Origin of the sequence: Corynebacterium sp. UBA2622 (genome assembly GCF_002339505.1) — a bacterium.
GTDB lineage: Bacteria > Actinomycetota > Actinomycetes > Mycobacteriales > Mycobacteriaceae > Corynebacterium.
The window spans coordinates 26,238-43,775 of the sequence record NZ_DDJO01000006.1 but is presented as its reverse complement, the minus strand read 5'-3'; the positions used below and the strand labels follow the sequence as shown (position 1 = coordinate 43,775).

Sequence of the window (17,538 nt, the reverse complement as noted above, 5' to 3'; positions counted from 1 at the left end):
CGCAAACAGTCGTTTTCCCTAGTGAAGGCCTAGAACGGGGCTCCCGCCTCCTCCCTTTCCGCATCCTGCTGCGCGCCGGCGGCCACGGCGTCCTCGGCGCTCACGCGCGGCTCCGCCACCCCGGTGGCCAGGTCCTCCGGGGTGCGCACGGTGACCGGCTGCTGTCCGGCCAGCGTGTTGCCGGAGGCGCTGCTGCGCATCGAGGAGACCTGGTAGTTGCTCAGCTCGAAAGCGACCTTTCCGGCCTTGATCTTCGTGCTGTAGCGGGAGACTGTCTTCATCTCCCCGACGTGGTCGGCGATCTCCTGGTCCCAGACATCGGTGACCAGGTAGCCGGCGACCAGGACGGGGAAGCCGCGGCGCAGCGAGGCGGCCGCGTTGACGGCGAGCTGGCCCCAGCACTCGACGTCGATGTAGAGGTTGTCGGTGTCCTGCCACACCGGGTTGTTGCTGGAGTCGGTCTCGCTGGTCGGGTAGCGGCGCGACGTGGCGACCCGGAACTTGCACAGCTTGGCTCCGCTGCCGTCGAAGGTACGGAACTCCGGGTCTGCGGTCAGGTTGCCGCTGACGGTGATCGGCATCTGGCTCATGGATGGCCCCCTTTTGTGTCGTTCTCCATGGCGGTGGGTGGCTGCGGGCGGTGTGCCCCAGCGGGTTCAATGGTGCCGTCGAAAAGCAAGGTGCGAAAGGGGAAAGCGAAAAGCCTGTGGACAACGCTGTCGGGCTGTCCACAGGCGGAATTAAAGGGGCCCGTTTACTTGCGGGAGGTTCCGGCCTGCGTGTACTGGGCGAGCATCTCGTTGTAGCGCTTCCACTCCTCGTCATCGGTTTCCTCGGCGCGGCGGTCCACCTCGCGGGTCTCCTCCCGGTCCTCCGCGAGCCAGGCGCGGAACAGAACACCGAAGACGATGACCAGCGGGAAGGAACCGGCAGCCCAGCCGATGCCGCCGCCGACCTTCTGGTCGGCGAGCAGGTCGGGGTTCCACGGCAGCACGAGGGAGCGGTAGAACTCCTCGCCCATGACAATGTTGAGCTGCATGAGGTAGACGCCCATGAACAGGTGGATCGGCATGGACACCCACAACCACGCGAGCCGGGCCTTGGCGGAGGCGCGTCCCTCGATGTGGTCGGGGCCGATGAGCTCCCAGAAGTATAAGTAACCCGACACGAGGAAGACGGCGTTCATGATCACGTGGCCGGCGTGCTCGGAGATCATCAGCTCGTAGAGCGGGATCGCCACGTAAAGGATGTAGAAGAAGAACACGAACTGCGCCAGCGACACCGGTGGCCAGCTGATCACGCGCAGGAACCGGGAGCGCTCCAAGGACTCGGCCCACATCCGGGGATTGAACTCGCCTTCCGGGTAGGCCCGCTTAACCAGGCTCAGGGGCGCGCCGAGGACGAGGCCGACGGGCGCGCCCATGGACAGGATCATGTGGACCACCATGTGGGCCGAGTACGCCGCCGTCATGTGCATGCCGATGCCGGAGGACAGGGTGACCACGATGATTGCGCAGCCCACCAGCCACCAGGCGGTGCGGGCCACCGGCCAGTCCTTCACCCTGCGCGTCAGATGCAGGTAGTAGGCGGCCAGCAGAATCGCGATGACGCTGTAGAGCAGCTCGGGGCGCCACTCGTCCACCCAGTTCCAGGTGGTCAGCGGTGCGGAGAGGTTGTACCCCATCTTCAGCTGCATTTCAGTCAGGTTCGGGTCGCGCGGCGGGGGCGGAGGCGTGCGCCCGAGCGTGACGGCGAGCCCGGTGACGGCGGCCATGACGAGCACCTCCACCGTCGCCAGGCGGGTGAACGCCCTCCGGTCGCGCCGCAGCTGCGGGATCACGATCTGCCTGTGCGCGAATCCCATCAAGCCCAGCACGAGCAGCCCGACAGTCTTGGCCACCAGCACCCAGCCGTAGTTGTAGGAGGTCAGGTCGCTGATGCGCACGCGGATGGCGGCGTTGATCACACCCGAAAACAGCATCACCACAAAGGCGAATAGAGCGATGCGCGAGTAGCGCTCGACGGCCATCGGCAACCCCGGCCCGAGCCTGCGGCCGTGCGCAATGAGCGCCATGAGCGCGCCGACCCAGATGAGCATGAACGTCAGGTGCCAAAGATACGAGTTGGTGCCGTAATCGTGGTCGCCGCCCGTGGCCGAGTGGCCGGTCAACCCCAGGGGCATGATGGCCACGATCGCCCCGATAAACAGCGCCACCTGCGACCACCAGGAGTGGCTGACGAACGCGACGACGGCCACCACGAGCGAGAGCCCGGCGACGATGAGCCAGGTGCGTGCGTCGGACACCTGCCGCAGCGCCAGCTCCCAAGAAGACGGTTGCAGCACGACCTGGGAGAAGGGCGTCCCGGAGACATCGGAGAGCACGAGGGGGATCATCGCGAGGGCAATCAGGGCAACGCCTAACGACGCCCACGCACCCGTCCTCGCCGCAAGGTGCCCGTCCACGGTCAGCCGCGCCCCGTTCAGGTCCGCTCTGCCCGGCGCCTTCGTGGGCGCGATTAGGAACGCGGAGAACATGAACGACCCCGCGGCCAGCGCGATGAGCATCCAGGCCGTGCCGCGCAGCGCGGGCAGCCCGAAGGTGGTCACCGCGCCCGGATCGGGGATGCCGAGCGCCGCGAGGGAGTCGCTGAGGAACAGTTGCGAAACCGCTCCAGCCACCAGGGCACCCAGCGCCACGGCGGCGACGTAGAAAGGCCACGCGGCGCGTACCGCCCGGGCCCGTCCGGCCGGTGCCCCATCCGTTGTCTCCGTCGCTGCTTCCGACCTTGCTTCCGCCATGGCCACCACCCTACTTTCGATGGACATGGTGGCCTAACCGGTCACACCCGGCGACCGGGGAAAAGGCTAGCCTGAACCAACCGTGCGCTACACTGTTTCCGCTGTCGCGGCGCCCGGTGCGCCGCAGTACCATGCCCCCGTAGCTCAGTGGATTAGAGCATCCGGTTTCTACCCGGCTGGTCGCGGGTTCGAATCCTGCCGGGGGCGCTTCGTTTCACCCTTCCATGGGCATCCTTGGGACGCTTCAACGCAGGCAGGATACCCTATCCCGAGGCAGGATATCGGCGACAAACCCCCTCCCGCCTGCAGGTTCCCCGCCAGCGTCCCCGGAGCACCGCACGCGATACTTTCCGCCATGGACACGATTTTCGGCGGACTTCCAGCCCACCCATCACCCGGTCGACCGGTGAAGCACTGCTGCGCCCCATGGGCTTGAGCGAGGGCAACCTGGGCGCCGCCACCCGGCACGCTCAGCTTGCCGACGCCTCGACCATCGCCGCCTTCGTCCTCTTTGCCGCCGTGGCCGCGTTCTACACGGCGGGCGGCGGGAGCCTCGCAGAGATAACACCTCCGTGGAGCCCTGCCGCCCTGTGCGGTGTGGTGGTGCTGGCCGGGGCCGCGACTCTGATCACGGTGATTCTCTTCGGTCACGCGGGTGCCCAGCTGGCGTGGGCCGATTTCCCGCGCCACTGATTTCCCGGAGCGCCCGCGGAAACGTCGCTAAGCTTGTGGGCGTTCGTTACCAACAATTCGAGGAGGCCACAATGAGCATCGATCCGAAGTCCGGCACCCCTGCCGACGACAAGTCCAAGGGCCGCGCCAGCGATTCCCCGAACAACGAGGACAGCATCGACAACCTCGGTGATCCGGATGCCGACGGCCAGTTCCAGCGCGAAGTGTCCGACGACGAGGAGAAGTAGAAATGGCCGATAGGAACCGCAACGACGGCGCCAACCCCGCGGGCTCCGGTTCGGGTGAGCTCGACCGCCTGCTCGAGGCGAGCGTGCACCGCATCGGCAATGAGCCGGAGGACCCGAGCTCGATGGGCTCCTACGACGAGGTGGCCGAGGAGGACACCGACCGCGTGGGCGATCCCGACCACAGCGAGGACGGCACCACCCGCGACCCCGCCAGCGTCGACAACGCCGACGATGCCCGCGCCGCGGGACGAACCCCGGGTACGGCGGGCACCGGTCTGGAGGAGAGCTCCCGCGACGTGGGGGCGGACCACGATGCCAGCGGCATCCGCCGCGACGTGGATCGGGACGCTCGCCTCGACGAGCGCACCGATTTCCTCGATGCCGAGCAGCGCCCTAACAGTGGCGACCTCGGCACCGACGAACCGCGCCGGTAACCGGGCCCAAGACACGAACCGCCCGTCCTCGCCCATCAGGCGAGGACGGGCGGTTTTTTATTTTCTGCGGCCTTTTTGCTGCGCCGCTCGTCTCACTGTGTAAAAATATTGTCCCACACGTTGAAACACCGAGTGAGAGGGAGCCAGCCATGACTTCATCCGTCCAGGCCGCGGCGCAGCCCGTGGCGCCGCCGGCAGAAGCGCCCGCCCTGCGCGCCACCAGCCCGGAGGAACGCCGCCGCGTGCGTCTTGCCTCCACCATCGGCACCACCATCGAGTTCTACGACTTCTACGCCTACGCAACGGCGGCCGTGGCGGTCTTCCCCTTCCTTTTCTTCCCGAAGGCGGAGAGCTCGACGGTGGCCCTGCTGCAGTCCTTCGCCACCTTCGGCCTGGCGTTCATCGCCCGTCCGCTCGGTTCCGTCGTCTTCGGCCACTTCGGCGACCGGGTCGGACGCAAGGCCACCCTCGTGGGTGCCCTGTTGACCATGGGCATCGCCACCTTCGTCATCGGGATCCTCCCCACGTACGCCCAGGTGGGCATTTGGGCCCCCGCCCTGCTGGCGCTGATGCGCTTCTCCCAGGGCCTCGGCCTGGGCGGAGAGTGGTCCGGTGCGGCCCTGCTGTCCACCGAGACCGCCGCGAAGGGCCGGCGCTCCTGGGCTGCCATGTGGCCCCAGCTGGGCGCCCCGTTCGGGTTCCTGCTGGCCAACGGGCTCTTTCTCATCCTCGTGACGTGGCTGGGCCACACCCGCGGTGACGTGGAGGGCGCGTTCATGTCCTGGGGTTGGCGCATCCCGTTCCTGATGTCCGCCATCATGGTCGCCGTCGGCCTGTGGGTCCGCCTGCAGATCGAGGAGACCCCCGTGTTCCAGCAGGTCGTGGACAACGACGCCAAGGTGTCCTCCCCGCTTTCCGAGGTCATCGCAAAAGCGTGGCGACCCCTCCTGCAGGGCACGTTCATCATGGTCGGCTGCTACACGCTGTTCTACATCGTGACCACGTGGTTCCTCTCCTACGGCATCGGCTCCGCCGCCGAGGGCGCCGGCCTGGGCATCGCGTACGAGTCCTTCCTGAAGCTGCAGCTGGTCTGCATCTTCGGTTTCATGATCGGCATCCCCGTCTCCTGCCACCTCGCCGACACCTTCGGCCGACGCCCCGTGCTCACCCTCACCTCGGTGGCCATCATCGTCTACGGCGCGAGCTTCCACTGGCTGCTCAACCCCGAGTCCTTCACGATGGTCTCCCTCGGTGTCTTCCTCTTCATCGGCATGCTTCTCATGGGCCTGATCTTCGGCCCCATGTCCGCCATCCTCCCCGAGCTCTTCCCCTCCAACGTGCGCTACACCGGATCGGGCATCTCCTATAACGTCGCCTCCATCCTGGGTGCTGCCATCGCGCCCTTCATCGCGACGGCCCTGAACGCCAAGCACGGGCCCGGCGCGGTGGGCATTTACCTGATGATCGTCAGCGCCATCTCGCTCGCCGCCATCCTGTGGGCGCCCGAGACCAAGCACGCGGAGATGCACGAAATCTAGGGACTTGACCGCGCCCCCTCCCGCGCTACACTTTCTCTTATGGAAAGCATGGAGGCGCGGGAAGCCCTGGAGGCGGTCAGGGAGACGGAGATGCGGGCCGCCGGGGGCCGGCAGGTGTCGTGGGTCTGGATCGCGCTGCTGAGCGCGGCAATGGGCGCCTCCGTCGGCCTGACCCTCCACCGCCAACTCGCGGGCTTTCTCCTCATCGCCGGGGTCTGCCTTCTCACCCTCGTGCTCACCCTCGTGGTGGAGCGTCGCCGGCTGCCAGCGGTGCGTCCCGCGCTGAAACAGGAAGTGCGACCCGATCCCGACCCGTCGTGGATACCGACGCTGCCGGGGTTGGTCGCAGTTCCCCTCCTAATGTTCCTCCCCCGCGACAATGTCGCCGTCTCCGTCTGCACCGGGATTGCCGTCACCGCCGGAATGGCCTGGCTCCTCTCAAGGGAATGGCGCTGACCCGTGGATCTCGACCCCGTCATCCATCCCATCGCGCGCCTGAAGGTCTGTGCCGCCCTCAACGCTGCCGGTTCCACCGAGGGTGAAACGCGCCGTGAAATGAGCTTCCGGCGCCTCCGCGAGCTCACCGAACTGTCGGATTCCACCCTCTCCAAGCAACTCACGGTCCTCGAGCAGAACGGCTACATCACCCGCTTCCGCGAGTACGGGTCGACGCGGGCGAAGGACACCGTGTGGGTCACGCTCACCGCCCGCGGCGTCGAAGCCTTCGAGGGCCACGTCGCGGCGCTGCGTCGATTAGCGGAGGCGGGCGACTGATTTCCGTAGGCTAACTAGTGTCCCCACCCCCAACCCAAGGACACAGCCATGACCGAAACCATGAAGGCCATCCGCCACGTCGGCTACCACACCTTTCCCGAGCTGAAGCAGGTGCCCAAGCCCTCGCCCGGCCCCAACGAGGTTCTGCTCAAGGTGGCCGGTTCCGGCGCGTGCCACTCCGATGTCGCCATCTTCAACGAGTTCGACGAGGGCATGCTCCCCGTCCTCGACCCGGAATACACCCTCGGCCACGAGATCTCCGGCTGGGTCGAGGAAGTCGGGGCCGGGGTCACCGGCCTGGAGAAGGGTGAGGCGTACCTCGTCTACGGCCCCACCGGATGCGGGCGCTGCGACTGGTGCGCCAAGGGTGCGGAAACGTACTGCCGCCACCCCGAGGAGGCCGGCGCCAGCGCAATGGGCCTCGGGCGCGACGGGGGGATGGCCGAGTACGTCCTCGTCCCGGCGCGCAACCTCGTCCCCCTCGGGGATGTCGACCCGATCGCCGCCTCCGCGCTTGCCGACGCCGGACTCACCCCGTACCACGCCATCAAGACCGCCCTGCCCTCCCTCGACGGGGGCGGGAAGTTCGCACTGGTCATCGGGCTCGGCGGGCTGGGCCTGATGGGAGTGCAGATTCTCAAGGCCCTGACGGGCGCGACCATCATCGCCACCGATTCCAAGGAAGACGCGCTGCGCGAGGCGGAGAACCTGGGTGCGCTCACCGTGCCGGGCGGGGAGGGCCAGGCGGAAGCGATCCTCCAGCTCACAGGCGGGCGCGGCGTGGATGCCGCGTTCGACTTCGTGGGCGTGTCCGCCACCGTGGACCTCGCGCTGCACAGTGCCACCCCTGGGTCGCGGGTCGTCATCGTCGGCCTGGGCAACGGAAGCCCTTCCTCCTGGTCCTTCCTTTCCGTCCCCTACGAGGCGCACCTCTACAGCACCTACTGGGGTTCCCGCGACGAGCTGTTCGAGCTGGTGGCGATGCTACGCAACGGGCAGGTCGCCCCGAAGTACACCACCTACCCCCTCGAGGACGGCCTGGAGGCCTACCGCCTCCTCATGGAGGGCAAGGTGTCGGGCCGCGCGGTAATCGTCCCCCACGGTGGGCGATAAACCCCACCCCACAAACCCCTAAAACCAAACCGGTAAAGGCCCAGCTCGTCACAGATCGCCGAAACAGCGACCTGGGGTTTTACCGGTTTAGTTTTAGGGGTTTATGCATACCGCTTGCAGGCATATCGAATTTCGGTATTATCGACTTTCGAGGGTATCGAAAATCGATACTCCGCCGACTTAAGGAGCCACCGTGAACGCGCCCACCAAGGACCCCACCCGGAAAGACCTCACAAGCGCCATCGCCAGCATCTTCACCGTCATCGCTCTCTGGTGCACACCGGAGATTGCCGGAATGATCAAACACGGAGCGTTCACCACCCGCCTCTCCCCCGCGCTCCCCGAGGGCATTCAGGTCGCCGACCTTTCCCGGGGCCTGACCGCCTCGTACATCGCGGCCCTCGGGGTCAAGTACCTGCTCCTGGCCGCCTCCGGAATTTTCATCGCGCGCGCCGTCATCCCCATGATCCGCGGAAACGTCTTCACCGCCCGCAACGCGCAGTCCCTGAAGTACGCCAGCTGGGCGGCGATGGCATGGATCCTCGTTCGCCTCGGTGCCGAGGGTCTGGCGAACAACTTCGCGGCCCACGAGCTCGGGATCGACTCGTGGTGGACCAGCCCCGGGGCGGGGACTCCCCTGTCGGACATGGCACCCGCCTTCATCCTCTCCATCACCCTGGGCGTACTCTCCACCGTCGTGAAGCGCGGCATGGCCCTCGAGGATGAGGTGGACGGTCTTGTCTGAGCAACCCCGCCCCGGGGAGCCCCGAGTGGTGTGCCACCTCGACGAGCTCATCGAGCAACACGGCATCACGGGAGCGGCGCTCGCCGAAGAGGTGGGCATCACCCCGGTGAACCTCTCCGTGCTGCGCAACAACCGCGCCAAAGCCGTTCGTTTCTCAACGCTCACGGCGCTGTGCCGCGCCCTCGACTGCCAGCCCGGCGACCTCTTCACGGTGGCCTACGACTAGTACCCTGGGGCGCATGAGTTTTCCCTCCCCACACATCGACTCTTACGCGCTGATCACGGGCGCGTCCCAGGGCATCGGCGAGGCCATCGCCCGGGACCTCGCCTCCGCGGGGTACAACCTCATCGTGGTTGCCCGGCGCGAGGACGTCCTCATGCGCCTGGCGGACGATCTCAGCTCCCGCCACGGTGTAAACGTCGAGGTCTTCGCCGCGGACTTGTCCAAGGAGCGCGACGTCACCGCGCTGCTCGACCACATCGCGCAGCGAAAGATCTCCATCTGCGTCAACTCCGCGGGCATCGCCTCCTTCGGACCCTTCATGAAGCAGGACTGGGACTACGAGACCAACCAGTACAACCTCAACGCCACCGCGGTCTTCCGCATCACCAAGGCGGTCCTGGACCAGATGGTTCCCCGCCGCGAGGGTGCGCTGTGCAACGTCGGTTCGGCCGCGGGCAACATACCCATTCCCAACAACGCCACCTACGTCTTCACCAAGGCCGGCGTGAACACCTTCACCGAAGCCCTCCACTTCGAGCTGAAGGACTCCGGCGTGCACGTCACCCTCCTCGCGCCGGGCCCGGTCCGCGAGGCGCACATTCCCGAAGACGAGCAGACGATCGTGGACAGGGTCGTCCCCGATTTCCTCTGGACCACCTACGAATCCTGTTCCCGCGACACGCTCGCAGCTTTACGACGCAACAAGCGCCGCGTCGTCCCAGGCCCCCTGTCAAAGGCGATGGACGTGGTCTCCACCTACGGACCGCGCGGTGTGATCGCCCCGATCGTGGGCAAGTTCTACGCACAGATGGGAGAGGCATAAATGGACATCCCCGCCAAGAATGACCGGATCGTCTGGGTCGACCTGGAGATGACGGGCCTCGACCCGTCGCGCCACGTCATCGTCGAGGTCGCCGCCCTCGTCACCGACGCGAACCTGAACATCCTCGACGAGGGAGTCGACCTCGTTGTCCACGCCAGGGAGGCTGAGCTGGCTGAAATGGATGACTTCGTGGAGAAGATGCACTCCGACAACGGGCTCCTCGACGACATCAGGGCCTCCACCGTCTCCCTCGCCGAGGCGGAGGAGGCGGTTCTCGGGCTCGTCGAGAAGCACTGCGACCCCGCGCACCCCGCGCCGCTGGCCGGCAACTCCATCGCGACCGACCGCACCTTCATCCGCGCGCAGATGCCGCGGCTCGATGCCACCCTGCATTACCGGATGATCGACGTCTCCACAGTAAAGGAGCTGACTCGCCGCTGGTTCCCGAAGGCCTACTACAACCAGCCCGCCAAGGGAATGGCGCACCGCGCGCTGGCCGACATCGTCGAATCGATCCGCGAGCTCGACTACTACCGCCGCGCCGTCTTCGTCGCTGCGCCGGGCCCCGAGTCCGAGGAAGCGGCCGGATTTGCCGGGGAAGCCACCGACTCCTACCAGCGGTTTTTGTAAAGTTCGGCCACCGTACTAATGTAGTTCCCGCTGCTGAAAAGCAGCAATGGTGGCTGTAGTTCAGCTGGTAGAGCACCAGGTTGTGATCCTGGGTGTCGCGGGTTCGAGTCCCGTCAGCCACCCCAGAGAGAAACCCCCTCAGCGCGTTAGGGAAGCGCGGAGGGGGTTTCTCATTTAGCCTATGTCGCGCCCTCTCTCCGCCCGGTGGGCGGACTTGCACGCCCAGAATTGCTGCCGCTCTGCAGGGGGCACCAAATACGCCAAAAGTTTGCGACGCAAATCAACTTAAAATATTTTAAGATAGCTTTGGATCGACTGTGCAATCACTGTCCATGAGATAAGGAGCATATAATGAAACGCATTCCTTCGATTGTGGTGGCAACCACCTTGGCTGCCGGACTCATGACTGCTGGCGCTGGCACCGCCAACGCAGAAGGGTGCACCGGCTGGGCCGACATTGCCACGTTCGGCCCCGTGACGGTCCAGAATGCCACTGGGAACTGCCGTCCTTTGGAATCCGGTAGTTCAGTACATCCTTCCCACAACGGCGAAGCGCTGTTCAATCTCCTGACTGTCCCGACTGGTGCCGGAAAGTGGTTCCAGATCATCATCCGTGACGGTCTCGGACTTTCTGCCCTGTTCGGGAGAGGCATCGGGACAAACACCTGGTACATCTAAACGCCACGAGCCCCTCACCCAAGTTTGCATGGGGGAGGGGCTCTGATCCTTACCGGATGCGAACACCGGTTGCGCCCCTACTGCCCGCCGGTCGCGCCCTCCCACTCGCTCCAGGGGATGTTCCAGTAGCCGAGACCGTCAATGCCGCTCATGGTCCCGCCGTAGGTGTTGACCACCTCTACAGGGTCCCCGATTGTGGAGTTCTGCAGGAACCAGGCGGCATCGGCGGGGCTGGCGTTGATGCAGCCGTGGGACTGGTTCACCGAGCCGAGGGCCCACAGCGCCCAGGGCGCGGAGTGCACGTAGATGCCGGAGTAGGACAGCTGAGTGGCGTTCTTGACGTCGGTGACGTACCCCCCGGCGTCGAGGCTCAGCCCGTAGGTGCGCGAGTCCATGCGCAGCGTCTCGTTGCGGTCGCCGACCACGTAGACGCCGTTGGGGGTGTCGAACTGCCCGTCCTTGCCCAGCGAGACGGGGAAGGAGTTGACCACTTCGCCGTTGCGGTAGACGGTGAGCGTCTTGGTGGCGTTGTCCACCTTGCTCACGACGGCGTCGCCGATGGTGAAGCTTGTCTCCACATCCTGGGCACCGTACACTCCCCCACCCAGGTTCTTGCCGTACAGGGCGGCCTTGACGGTCACGGAGGTTCCGGGCTGCCAGTAGTCCTTCGGCCGCCAGCGCAACTCGTAGGGGTCGAGCCAGTAGAAGGCGCCCTCGGTGTTGTTGGACGTGGTCACCGTGATCGCCTTCTCCACGGCCTTCTGGTCCTGCGGGGGCGTCGAGAAGCGGATGTTGACCGCCTGACCCACGCCCACCTGCGCCCCGTCCACGGGGCCGAGGTACGCGTTGGTCTGGGCATCCGGGTAGACGGTGGTGAACGCGGACTCAATCTTGTTGCCGGCCTTGTCCGACCCCTCGAATGAGTAGGTACGCCCGTAACCGAGCGGCTCAGCGAGGACCCATTCAGTGCGGTCGGCGTTGAAGGTGCCCTCGACGCTCTTTCCGGCGTCGTTGGTGAGTTCCAACGACTCCAGGCCAGCGGGCGCGGTGACCTTCACGGGGTCGTTGGGGCCCACGCCCGTCTCCCCGTCTTCGACGGAAACGGTGGGCGGATCGAAGGCTTCACTGGTGGCGGAGCTCGATCCGTGGGCGGAGCCGGATTCAGATCCCCCGACAGTGCACGCGGCGAGCGTCATACCCGCGGCAAACACGGCCACAGCGGCCATCGACTGGCGCAACCCACGCGACTTCATCAAATTGTTCTACCTCGCTACACGCACACCGGACGGCACACGCGCCCCGTCACTGACAACGGCTCTCACTGTATCGTGCACTCCGGGCAAAAATCTAGTTAGCGTGACAACAATTCGGTATCGGTCAGCAACTGCCCAAAAGGGCCGTTGAACTGCCGATTTCATGCACCCCACACAACAGTGCTATATTTTTCTTCGTTGCCGAGAGGGCAGCATGACACAAAAGAATAAGCGCTACTAGCTCAAGTGGTAGAGCAACTGACTCTTAATCAGTGGGTTCGGGGTTCGAGTCCCTGGTGGCGCACAATCGATAACAGGCCGGAGCGTATTTTCTACGTTCCGGTCTTTTTCGCGTTGCAGACCGCCCTCCCCCGGTAACATGAGCCGGCATGAGCACGGCACTACTCATCGTTGACGTCCAGAACGATTTCTGCCCCGGCGGCACGCTGGCCACGACGCGCGGCGACGAGGTTGCCGGGAGGGTCGCGAACCTCATCTCGGGGCCCGAGGCGCGCGGTTACTCCCACATCCTTGCCACTCAGGACTGGCACATCGACCCGGACAGCCACTTCTCGGACACCCCCGACTTCGTCGATTCCTGGCCCGTGCACTGCGTGGCGGAGACCGATGGAGCCTCGATCCGACAGCCCATCAACACATCGCTCATCGACGCCACCTTCCGCAAAGGTGCGTACAAGGCCGCCTACTCCGGATTCGAGGGTGATTCTGACGGAACCGCCCTCGCAGCATGGCTCCGCGACCGCGGCATTGACACCCTCGACATCTGCGGCATCGCCACCGACCACTGCGTGCGCGCCACCGTGCTCGACGGGCTGAAGGAGGAGTTCACCGTCCGGGTACTGCGCGATCTCTGTTCCCCCGTCGACGAGGAGCGCGGGGAACGCGCCTTGCGCGAAATGGAGCAGGCTGGCGCGAAGATCGCCTAGAACGCACGACACCCCCGGGCCGGCGACGGTGTGCCGGGGCGGGGGTGGGGCGTCGTCAAGCTCAGCGGCGGGCGAGGAGCTTCTGCAGCTCCTTGAGCTCCTTCTTGCGCTTACGGCCGTTCATGAACTTCACGGCAACGAGAGCCGCGATGCCCACGCCGATGCCCGCGATGACCTTCTGCACCATCTCGTCCTGCAGCAGGCCGGCGGCCTGGCCCTTCGCGTTGTCCGCGAGGGTGGAGGGGTTGGCGCGGAACGCGAGCTCGTCCAGGGTGCTCGCAAGCTGGCCGCGGGTGCGCTCGATGTCGCGCTCGATATCGTGAATGTCTCGTGCCACGGTGGTGAACTCCTACGGTGAATTTGTACTAAAACGTGTCCGTTACAACAGTAGTGTAAAACGGTCAGGCATGACCGAAAACATCCGCTTGGACAAGGGCGACATCGCCCCCGCATTCAGCCTGCCCGACGACGGGGGACGCACGGTTTCCCTCTCCGATTACGCGGACAAGCGCGTGATCGTCTACTTCTACCCCCGCGCCAACACCCCGGGCTGCACCACAGAGGCCTGCGACTTCACTGACCGCCTGGAGGAGTTCAACGACGCCTCCCTCGACGTCATCGGCATCAGCCCCGACACCCCGGAGCAGCTGGCGAAGTTCCGTGCCGACCACGACCTGAAGATCACCCTGCTCTCCGACACCTCGCGCGAGGTGATGAGGGCGTGGGGCGCCTTCGGGGAGAAGCAGAACTACGGCAAGACGGTCCAGGGTGTGATCCGCTCGACGTTCCTTGTCGACGCCGACGGCACCATCGCCCAAGCGCAGTACAACGTGCGCGCCTCCGGGCACGTGGGCCGAATCCTGCGCGACTGGCTCGTGTAACCGGCAGCGGCCGGCGCTGGTTAATCGTGGTGCGCCCGGCGAGACTTGAACTCGCACGCCCTAGGGCACTGGAACCTAAATCCAGCGCGTCTGCCAATTCCGCCACGGGCGCCCGCCCCGCCCGTTGGTCAGCGGAGCACGCGTCATTTTACATGGGCCCCGCCGCGCCCCGGTAACCGGCAGAGGGCGCATTCGGGCGCGGTGAGCGGGTTATCCACCTTTCGTTTGAGTTGCTAGGATATGCGGGTGTGAGCGAGCCGACGAGCCAGGTGAACCCCGCCGCGGGGCCGGGCCCCGGCACGCCCGGTGAGGCCCCGCGTGAGCCCCGGGCCCGCGTACGGGTGCGGGCGTGGCACATCGTTTTGCTCATCCTCGCCGTCATCACCACCTTCCTGTTGGCATGGTGGCAGTGGACCCGCTTCAAATCGGGCAGCGGCACCTTCCAGAACCTGGGCTACGCCCTGCAGTGGCCGTTCTTCGGTGCGTTCTTCGTCTACGCCTACCGCATGGGCATCAAGATGGAGAACGAAAAGATCGACGCCCTCAACGCCGGCACGACGCTGGACGACCTCTACGAGGCGGACCTCGCCCGGTTCGGCGGAACTCCGCAGGAGGAGGCCTCGTTGGGGGAGATCCTCCCCGCCCGACCCGAACTGGACATCGACGAGTTCAACGCCCTGAACGTCCAGCGCCGCCGCTTGCGGGAGACCGGCGAAGACGGCACCCCCAGCAGCCAAGAGAGGACATCATGACCACCACCAACCCCACCCCCGAGGCCCCGCGCATCCACCCGGAGCGCCAGCGCCGCGTGCGCACCGCCCTGCGGGCCTTCTCCGCGACCGCCTGGATCACCGGTACCCTCCTGCTTCTGCTGTGCGTGCGCATGATCATGCAGTACGGACTGGGCATGGATGTCCACTACCTCGAGTGGGTCGCCCGCGTGCACGGCCTCGCCTTCATCGCCTTCCTCATCGCATCCATGAACCTCGGTCTCAAGGCCCGCTGGCCCGCGATGACCTGGTTCATCACCGCGATCTCCGGTGTCGTCCCCTTCCTCTCCTTCTGGGTGGAGAATCGCCGCCGCCACGAGGTCAACGCGAAGTTCCAGCTGGCGTAGGCCCGCTTGGCCACGCCCCCACCAACGAGAAAACCCGGCACCGCGGTGCCGGGTTTCGCTCTGTCAGGTTTCGCCGTATCGGGCCGGACGTATTACTTGCCCGACTTCGTCAGGACCATCGTGCCCATTTCCTTGGCGCGGTCGTTGTCCGGGGTCAGGGTGAGGGTGTCACCGCTGACGGTGCCCTTGTACTCCAGGTCGCGGCCGGTGAGCGGGTCGGCCATCTTGAACTTGTCGTTGTCGCGCTCGCAGCGGGCATCGTTGGTCTTGCCGTTGGTCTCGGTGAGCTCCCACTTGCAGTCGCCGCCCTTGACGGTGACGGAGGCGGAGCTGGCGGCAGCCTCCCCCTGGGCGGATGTGACATGACCTGTCCAGGTTCCCTTGAAATCCTTGTCGGAGCCGCAGCCCGCAAGCAGGGCCCCGGAGAGCAGGACAGTGGTGGCGGCGGCGATCGTCTTGTTCTTCATCATGCAACCAGCTTAAAGAAGTTGTCAGAGAAGTGCCAGGTGCGGTGCAAGCTCGCGCAAGGCTGCCCCGCGGTGGGAGCGGCTGTTCTTCTCCTCGGCGCTGAGCTCCGCCGAGGAGCGCCCCGGCGCGTCGGCGGGTTCGAAGAGCGGGTCGTAGCCGAAGCCGTTCGCGCCCCTCGGCTCGCGCAGCAGCGTGCCCTCCCACCGGCCCGTGGCGGTGAACTCGTCCCCCGCCGGGGTGACCAGCGCGCAGCAGGACACGAACGCGGCATCGCGGACGTCGATGTCCTCCATCTGGGCGAGCAGGAGGCGGTTGTTCGCCTCGTCGTCACCGTGCCGGCCGGACCACCGCGCGGACAGCACCCCCGGCATCCCGTTCATGGCGGTGACGGCGAGACCGGAGTCATCGGCCACGCACGGCATACCCGTCTTTGCGGCACCCGCACGGGCCTTGATCAAGGCGTTGTCCTCGAAGGTTAGCCCGTCCTCCCGGGGCTCGGGGTAGGGCTCGACGTCGCGGAGAGAGACGAGCTCGATTCCCCCGATGCCGAGATCAGAAAGCACCTGCTCCAGCTCAACCAGCTTCTTCGGGTTGTTCGAGGCGACCAGGACCTTGACCGCACCTACCACCCGAGCGCCGCCTTCTGCACCTCGATGAGCTCGCGGCAGCCCTTCTGCGCGGAATCGAGCATGAGGTTGAGCTCCTCCCGGCCGAACAACCCGTGCTCGCCCGTACCCTGCACCTCGACGAAGTTGTCGCCCTCCTGCATCACCACGTTCAGGTCAACCTCGGCGCGCGAGTCCTCCTCGTAGGGCAGGTCGAGAATGACGTTGCCCTCGAGCAACCCGACGGAGACGGCCGCCACGGGCGGCTGCAGGGGCTGGCCGGGCACGACACCGCGCTCGGTGAGAAAGCTGATCGCGTCGGCAAGCGCCACGTAGGCACCCGTGATGGACGCGGTACGGGTTCCGCCGTCGGCCTGGAGCACGTCGCAGTCGAGCTGGATCGTGTTCTCCCCCAGCTGGCTCAGGTCCACCGCGGCGCGCAGCGAGCGGCCGACCAGGCGCGAAATCTCGTGGGTGCGCCCCTTGACCTTGCCCTTCATCGATTCGCGCGGCATGCGCTCGTGCGTGGCGGAGGGCAACATGGAGTACTCGGCGGTGAGCCAGCCCTCCCCCGAATCCTTCTTGAAGCGCGGCACCCCCAGCTCCACCGACGCGGTGCACATGACGCGGGTGTTGCCGAACTCCACGAGGACGCTGCCCGCCGGGTTCGAGGTAAAACCGCGGGTGATACGGACGGGGCGCAACTCGTCGACGGCGCGACCGTCGGCGCGCCGGAAAACAGATTCAGTCATGTCCTCCAGCGTAACTTACAGGTCGAACACGTCCCCCGCCCGGCCGATGACGACCTCGCCGTCGAACTCGCCGCGCGCGGCCTCAAGCGTCGCATCGAAGTCGCTCCACGGCTGGATGTGCACGAGCACGAGCTTTCCGACACCCGCCTCCCGCGCGATCCGGCCCGCCTCCTCCCCGGAGAGGTGCATCCCCTCAGCCTTGCCCTCCGACGACGGGCCCCAGGCGGCCTCGCAGAGGAAAAGGTCGGCGCCGCGGGCGGCGTCGACAAGCGAGGGGGTGAGCCCGGAATCCCCGGTGAAGGTGAGCACGCGGCCGGTGTCGCGGCACTGCACCCGCAGGGCGTGCGATTCGGAAGCGGGGTGGGCCACGGGAAACGGGGTGACGGTGACGCCCTCGATGTCCGCGGGGACGCCAGGCTGCCACGCGCGGACATCGAAGGTGTCGGAGATATCGTCGACATCATCGGGGCCGTCGGCGCTCATGCGCCCGAAGTGCGCCGCAGAATGGGACGGGCCATAGAGCAGGTTCCGGCCCGGCGCGGGTGCCGTCGGGTGGAAGCGGCGCCACACCAGCAGGGACGGCAGGTCCGAGCAGTGGTCCGCGTGGAGGTGGGTGAACATAACGTGGGCGTCGGCGGGGTCGTGGACCTCCTGCAGCGCCGCGAGGGCGCCGGGGCCGAAGTCCATCAGGATACCGGGGGCCTCTGGGCGCTCCGGCGACGTGATCAGGTAGGAAGACCCGGGATTGCCCGGCGCGCCCAGGCTCCCGGAACACCCGAGAATGGTCAACCTCATGGGTCAACTGTGCCACGAAACAGGGGGGAAACCGAAACGCCA

The 17,538-nt window shown here is 66.2% G+C and carries 24 protein-coding genes and 4 tRNA genes; 19 read left to right on the top strand and 9 right to left on the bottom strand.

Translation table 11 applies throughout. The annotated features are described in order from the left end of the window. Nucleotides 1–29 precede the first annotated feature (29 nt). Both B3611_RS02120 and B3611_RS02115 read right to left on the bottom strand, forming a co-directional pair. Nucleotides 30–590: a single-stranded DNA-binding protein gene (locus B3611_RS02120; RefSeq protein ID WP_291313423.1), complete on the bottom strand. Its 561-nt coding sequence runs from the start codon at nucleotides 588–590 to the stop codon at nucleotides 30–32. A gap of 164 nt (nucleotides 591–754) precedes the next feature. Continuing rightward, on the bottom strand, nucleotides 755–2,800 hold the full coding sequence (locus tag B3611_RS02115; RefSeq protein WP_291313422.1) for a cytochrome c oxidase assembly protein: 2,046 nt from the start codon (nucleotides 2,798–2,800) through the stop codon (nucleotides 755–757). Between the two features lie 133 nt (nucleotides 2,801–2,933). Here B3611_RS02115 and B3611_RS02110 point away from each other — a divergent pair. The 14 genes from B3611_RS02110 (at nucleotide 2,934) to B3611_RS02045 (ending at nucleotide 10,678) form a co-directional block, all read left to right on the top strand. Next, a tRNA-Arg gene (locus B3611_RS02110) sits at nucleotides 2,934–3,007 on the top strand. A 219-nt stretch (nucleotides 3,008–3,226) separates the two neighbouring features. Continuing rightward, nucleotides 3,227–3,493, top strand: coding sequence for a hypothetical protein (locus tag B3611_RS02105; RefSeq protein WP_291313421.1), 267 nt, complete (start codon nucleotides 3,227–3,229; stop codon nucleotides 3,491–3,493). 71 nt (nucleotides 3,494–3,564) lie between these two features. Further along, nucleotides 3,565–3,720: a hypothetical protein gene (locus B3611_RS02100; RefSeq protein WP_291313420.1), complete on the top strand. Its 156-nt coding sequence runs from the start codon at nucleotides 3,565–3,567 to the stop codon at nucleotides 3,718–3,720. Nucleotides 3,721–3,722: 2 nt separating this feature from the next. Then, on the top strand, nucleotides 3,723–4,154 hold the full coding sequence (locus B3611_RS02095) for a hypothetical protein (RefSeq protein WP_291313419.1): 432 nt from the start codon (nucleotides 3,723–3,725) through the stop codon (nucleotides 4,152–4,154). Between the two features lie 149 nt (nucleotides 4,155–4,303). Then, nucleotides 4,304–5,692 (top strand): MFS transporter, encoded by a 1,389-nt coding sequence (locus B3611_RS02090; RefSeq protein WP_291313418.1) that lies wholly within the window; start codon nucleotides 4,304–4,306, stop codon nucleotides 5,690–5,692. A gap of 39 nt (nucleotides 5,693–5,731) precedes the next feature. Then, a complete protein-coding gene (locus B3611_RS02085; protein WP_291313417.1) occupies nucleotides 5,732–6,148 on the top strand; it encodes a hypothetical protein in 417 nt (138 codons plus the stop codon). Between the two features lie 3 nt (nucleotides 6,149–6,151). After that, nucleotides 6,152–6,466: a transcriptional regulator gene (locus B3611_RS02080; protein WP_291313416.1), complete on the top strand. Its 315-nt coding sequence runs from the start codon at nucleotides 6,152–6,154 to the stop codon at nucleotides 6,464–6,466. 48 nt (nucleotides 6,467–6,514) lie between these two features. Then, a complete protein-coding gene (locus B3611_RS02075; protein WP_291313415.1) occupies nucleotides 6,515–7,579 on the top strand; it encodes an NAD(P)-dependent alcohol dehydrogenase in 1,065 nt (354 codons plus the stop codon). 193 nt (nucleotides 7,580–7,772) lie between these two features. Then, nucleotides 7,773–8,324 carry a hypothetical protein gene (locus B3611_RS02070; RefSeq protein WP_291313414.1) on the top strand — a complete coding sequence of 184 codons (552 nt, stop codon included), beginning with the start codon at nucleotides 7,773–7,775 and terminating at the stop codon, nucleotides 8,322–8,324. Beyond that, on the top strand, nucleotides 8,317–8,550 hold the full coding sequence (locus tag B3611_RS02065; RefSeq protein WP_414646284.1) for a helix-turn-helix domain-containing protein: 234 nt from the start codon (nucleotides 8,317–8,319) through the stop codon (nucleotides 8,548–8,550). The genes B3611_RS02070 and B3611_RS02065 overlap by 8 nt, the downstream gene beginning before the upstream one ends. A 13-nt stretch (nucleotides 8,551–8,563) precedes the next feature. Beyond that, the gene (gene cmrA / locus B3611_RS02060; protein ID WP_291313413.1) at nucleotides 8,564–9,370 is read left to right on the top strand and encodes a mycolate reductase; all 807 of its coding nucleotides are present in this window, start codon (nucleotides 8,564–8,566) and stop codon (nucleotides 9,368–9,370) included. After that, nucleotides 9,371–10,000 carry an oligoribonuclease gene (gene orn, locus B3611_RS02055; protein ID WP_291313412.1) on the top strand — a complete coding sequence of 210 codons (630 nt, stop codon included), beginning with the start codon at nucleotides 9,371–9,373 and terminating at the stop codon, nucleotides 9,998–10,000. It begins immediately after the preceding gene. Between the two features lie 49 nt (nucleotides 10,001–10,049). Then, nucleotides 10,050–10,125: transfer RNA gene (locus B3611_RS02050), tRNA-His, on the top strand. A 226-nt stretch (nucleotides 10,126–10,351) separates the two neighbouring features. After that, the gene (locus B3611_RS02045) at nucleotides 10,352–10,678 is read left to right on the top strand and encodes a hypothetical protein (protein ID WP_291313411.1); all 327 of its coding nucleotides are present in this window, start codon (nucleotides 10,352–10,354) and stop codon (nucleotides 10,676–10,678) included. Nucleotides 10,679–10,755: 77 nt separating this feature from the next. Here B3611_RS02045 and B3611_RS02040 read toward each other — a convergent pair whose 3' ends face one another. Then, nucleotides 10,756–11,931 carry a L,D-transpeptidase gene (locus B3611_RS02040; protein WP_291313443.1) on the bottom strand — a complete coding sequence of 392 codons (1,176 nt, stop codon included), beginning with the start codon at nucleotides 11,929–11,931 and terminating at the stop codon, nucleotides 10,756–10,758. Nucleotides 11,932–12,162: 231 nt separating this feature from the next. Between B3611_RS02040 and B3611_RS02035 the strand changes: the two genes are divergently transcribed. Together B3611_RS02035 and B3611_RS02030 are read left to right on the top strand one after the other, a co-directional pair. Beyond that, nucleotides 12,163–12,235 (top strand) — tRNA-Lys (locus tag B3611_RS02035). A gap of 85 nt (nucleotides 12,236–12,320) precedes the next feature. After that, complete coding sequence (locus B3611_RS02030) at nucleotides 12,321–12,878, top strand: isochorismatase family protein (protein WP_291313410.1); 558 nt, start codon at nucleotides 12,321–12,323, stop codon at nucleotides 12,876–12,878. 61 nt (nucleotides 12,879–12,939) lie between these two features. Here B3611_RS02030 and B3611_RS02025 read toward each other — a convergent pair whose 3' ends face one another. Next, on the bottom strand, nucleotides 12,940–13,215 hold the full coding sequence (locus B3611_RS02025) for a DUF3618 domain-containing protein (protein ID WP_291313409.1): 276 nt from the start codon (nucleotides 13,213–13,215) through the stop codon (nucleotides 12,940–12,942). A gap of 70 nt (nucleotides 13,216–13,285) precedes the next feature. On the opposite strand from B3611_RS02025, the gene bcp reads away from it, so the two are divergent. Next, nucleotides 13,286–13,759, top strand: a complete 474-nt coding sequence (gene bcp / locus B3611_RS02020; protein WP_291313408.1) for a thioredoxin-dependent thiol peroxidase — start codon at nucleotides 13,286–13,288, stop codon at nucleotides 13,757–13,759. A 27-nt stretch (nucleotides 13,760–13,786) separates the two neighbouring features. Here the strand turns inward: bcp and B3611_RS02015 are convergent. Further along, nucleotides 13,787–13,871, bottom strand: a tRNA-Leu gene (locus tag B3611_RS02015). Between the two features lie 136 nt (nucleotides 13,872–14,007). Between B3611_RS02015 and B3611_RS02010 the strand changes: the two genes are divergently transcribed. Beyond that, the gene (locus B3611_RS02010) at nucleotides 14,008–14,511 is read left to right on the top strand and encodes a hypothetical protein (protein WP_414646283.1); all 504 of its coding nucleotides are present in this window, start codon (nucleotides 14,008–14,010) and stop codon (nucleotides 14,509–14,511) included. After that, on the top strand, nucleotides 14,508–14,876 hold the full coding sequence (locus B3611_RS02005) for a DUF3817 domain-containing protein (protein WP_291313407.1): 369 nt from the start codon (nucleotides 14,508–14,510) through the stop codon (nucleotides 14,874–14,876). Before B3611_RS02010 ends, B3611_RS02005 begins: the two co-directional genes overlap by 4 nt. 92 nt (nucleotides 14,877–14,968) lie before the next feature. Here B3611_RS02005 and B3611_RS02000 read toward each other — a convergent pair whose 3' ends face one another. Genes B3611_RS02000 through B3611_RS01985 form a run of 4 tightly spaced genes read right to left on the bottom strand, consistent with a single transcriptional unit; the run spans nucleotide 14,969 to nucleotide 17,496 of the window. Then, nucleotides 14,969–15,346, bottom strand: a complete 378-nt coding sequence (locus B3611_RS02000) for a hypothetical protein (RefSeq protein WP_291313406.1) — start codon at nucleotides 15,344–15,346, stop codon at nucleotides 14,969–14,971. A 21-nt stretch (nucleotides 15,347–15,367) separates the two neighbouring features. Continuing rightward, complete coding sequence (rdgB, locus tag B3611_RS01995; RefSeq protein ID WP_291313405.1) at nucleotides 15,368–15,973, bottom strand: RdgB/HAM1 family non-canonical purine NTP pyrophosphatase; 606 nt, start codon at nucleotides 15,971–15,973, stop codon at nucleotides 15,368–15,370. Beyond that, the gene (gene rph, locus B3611_RS01990) at nucleotides 15,967–16,701 is read right to left on the bottom strand and encodes a ribonuclease PH (protein WP_291313404.1); all 735 of its coding nucleotides are present in this window, start codon (nucleotides 16,699–16,701) and stop codon (nucleotides 15,967–15,969) included. Before rph ends, rdgB begins: the two co-directional genes overlap by 7 nt. A gap of 15 nt (nucleotides 16,702–16,716) precedes the next feature. Beyond that, complete coding sequence (locus tag B3611_RS01985; RefSeq protein ID WP_291313403.1) at nucleotides 16,717–17,496, bottom strand: MBL fold metallo-hydrolase; 780 nt, start codon at nucleotides 17,494–17,496, stop codon at nucleotides 16,717–16,719. Nucleotides 17,497–17,538 lie beyond the last annotated feature (42 nt).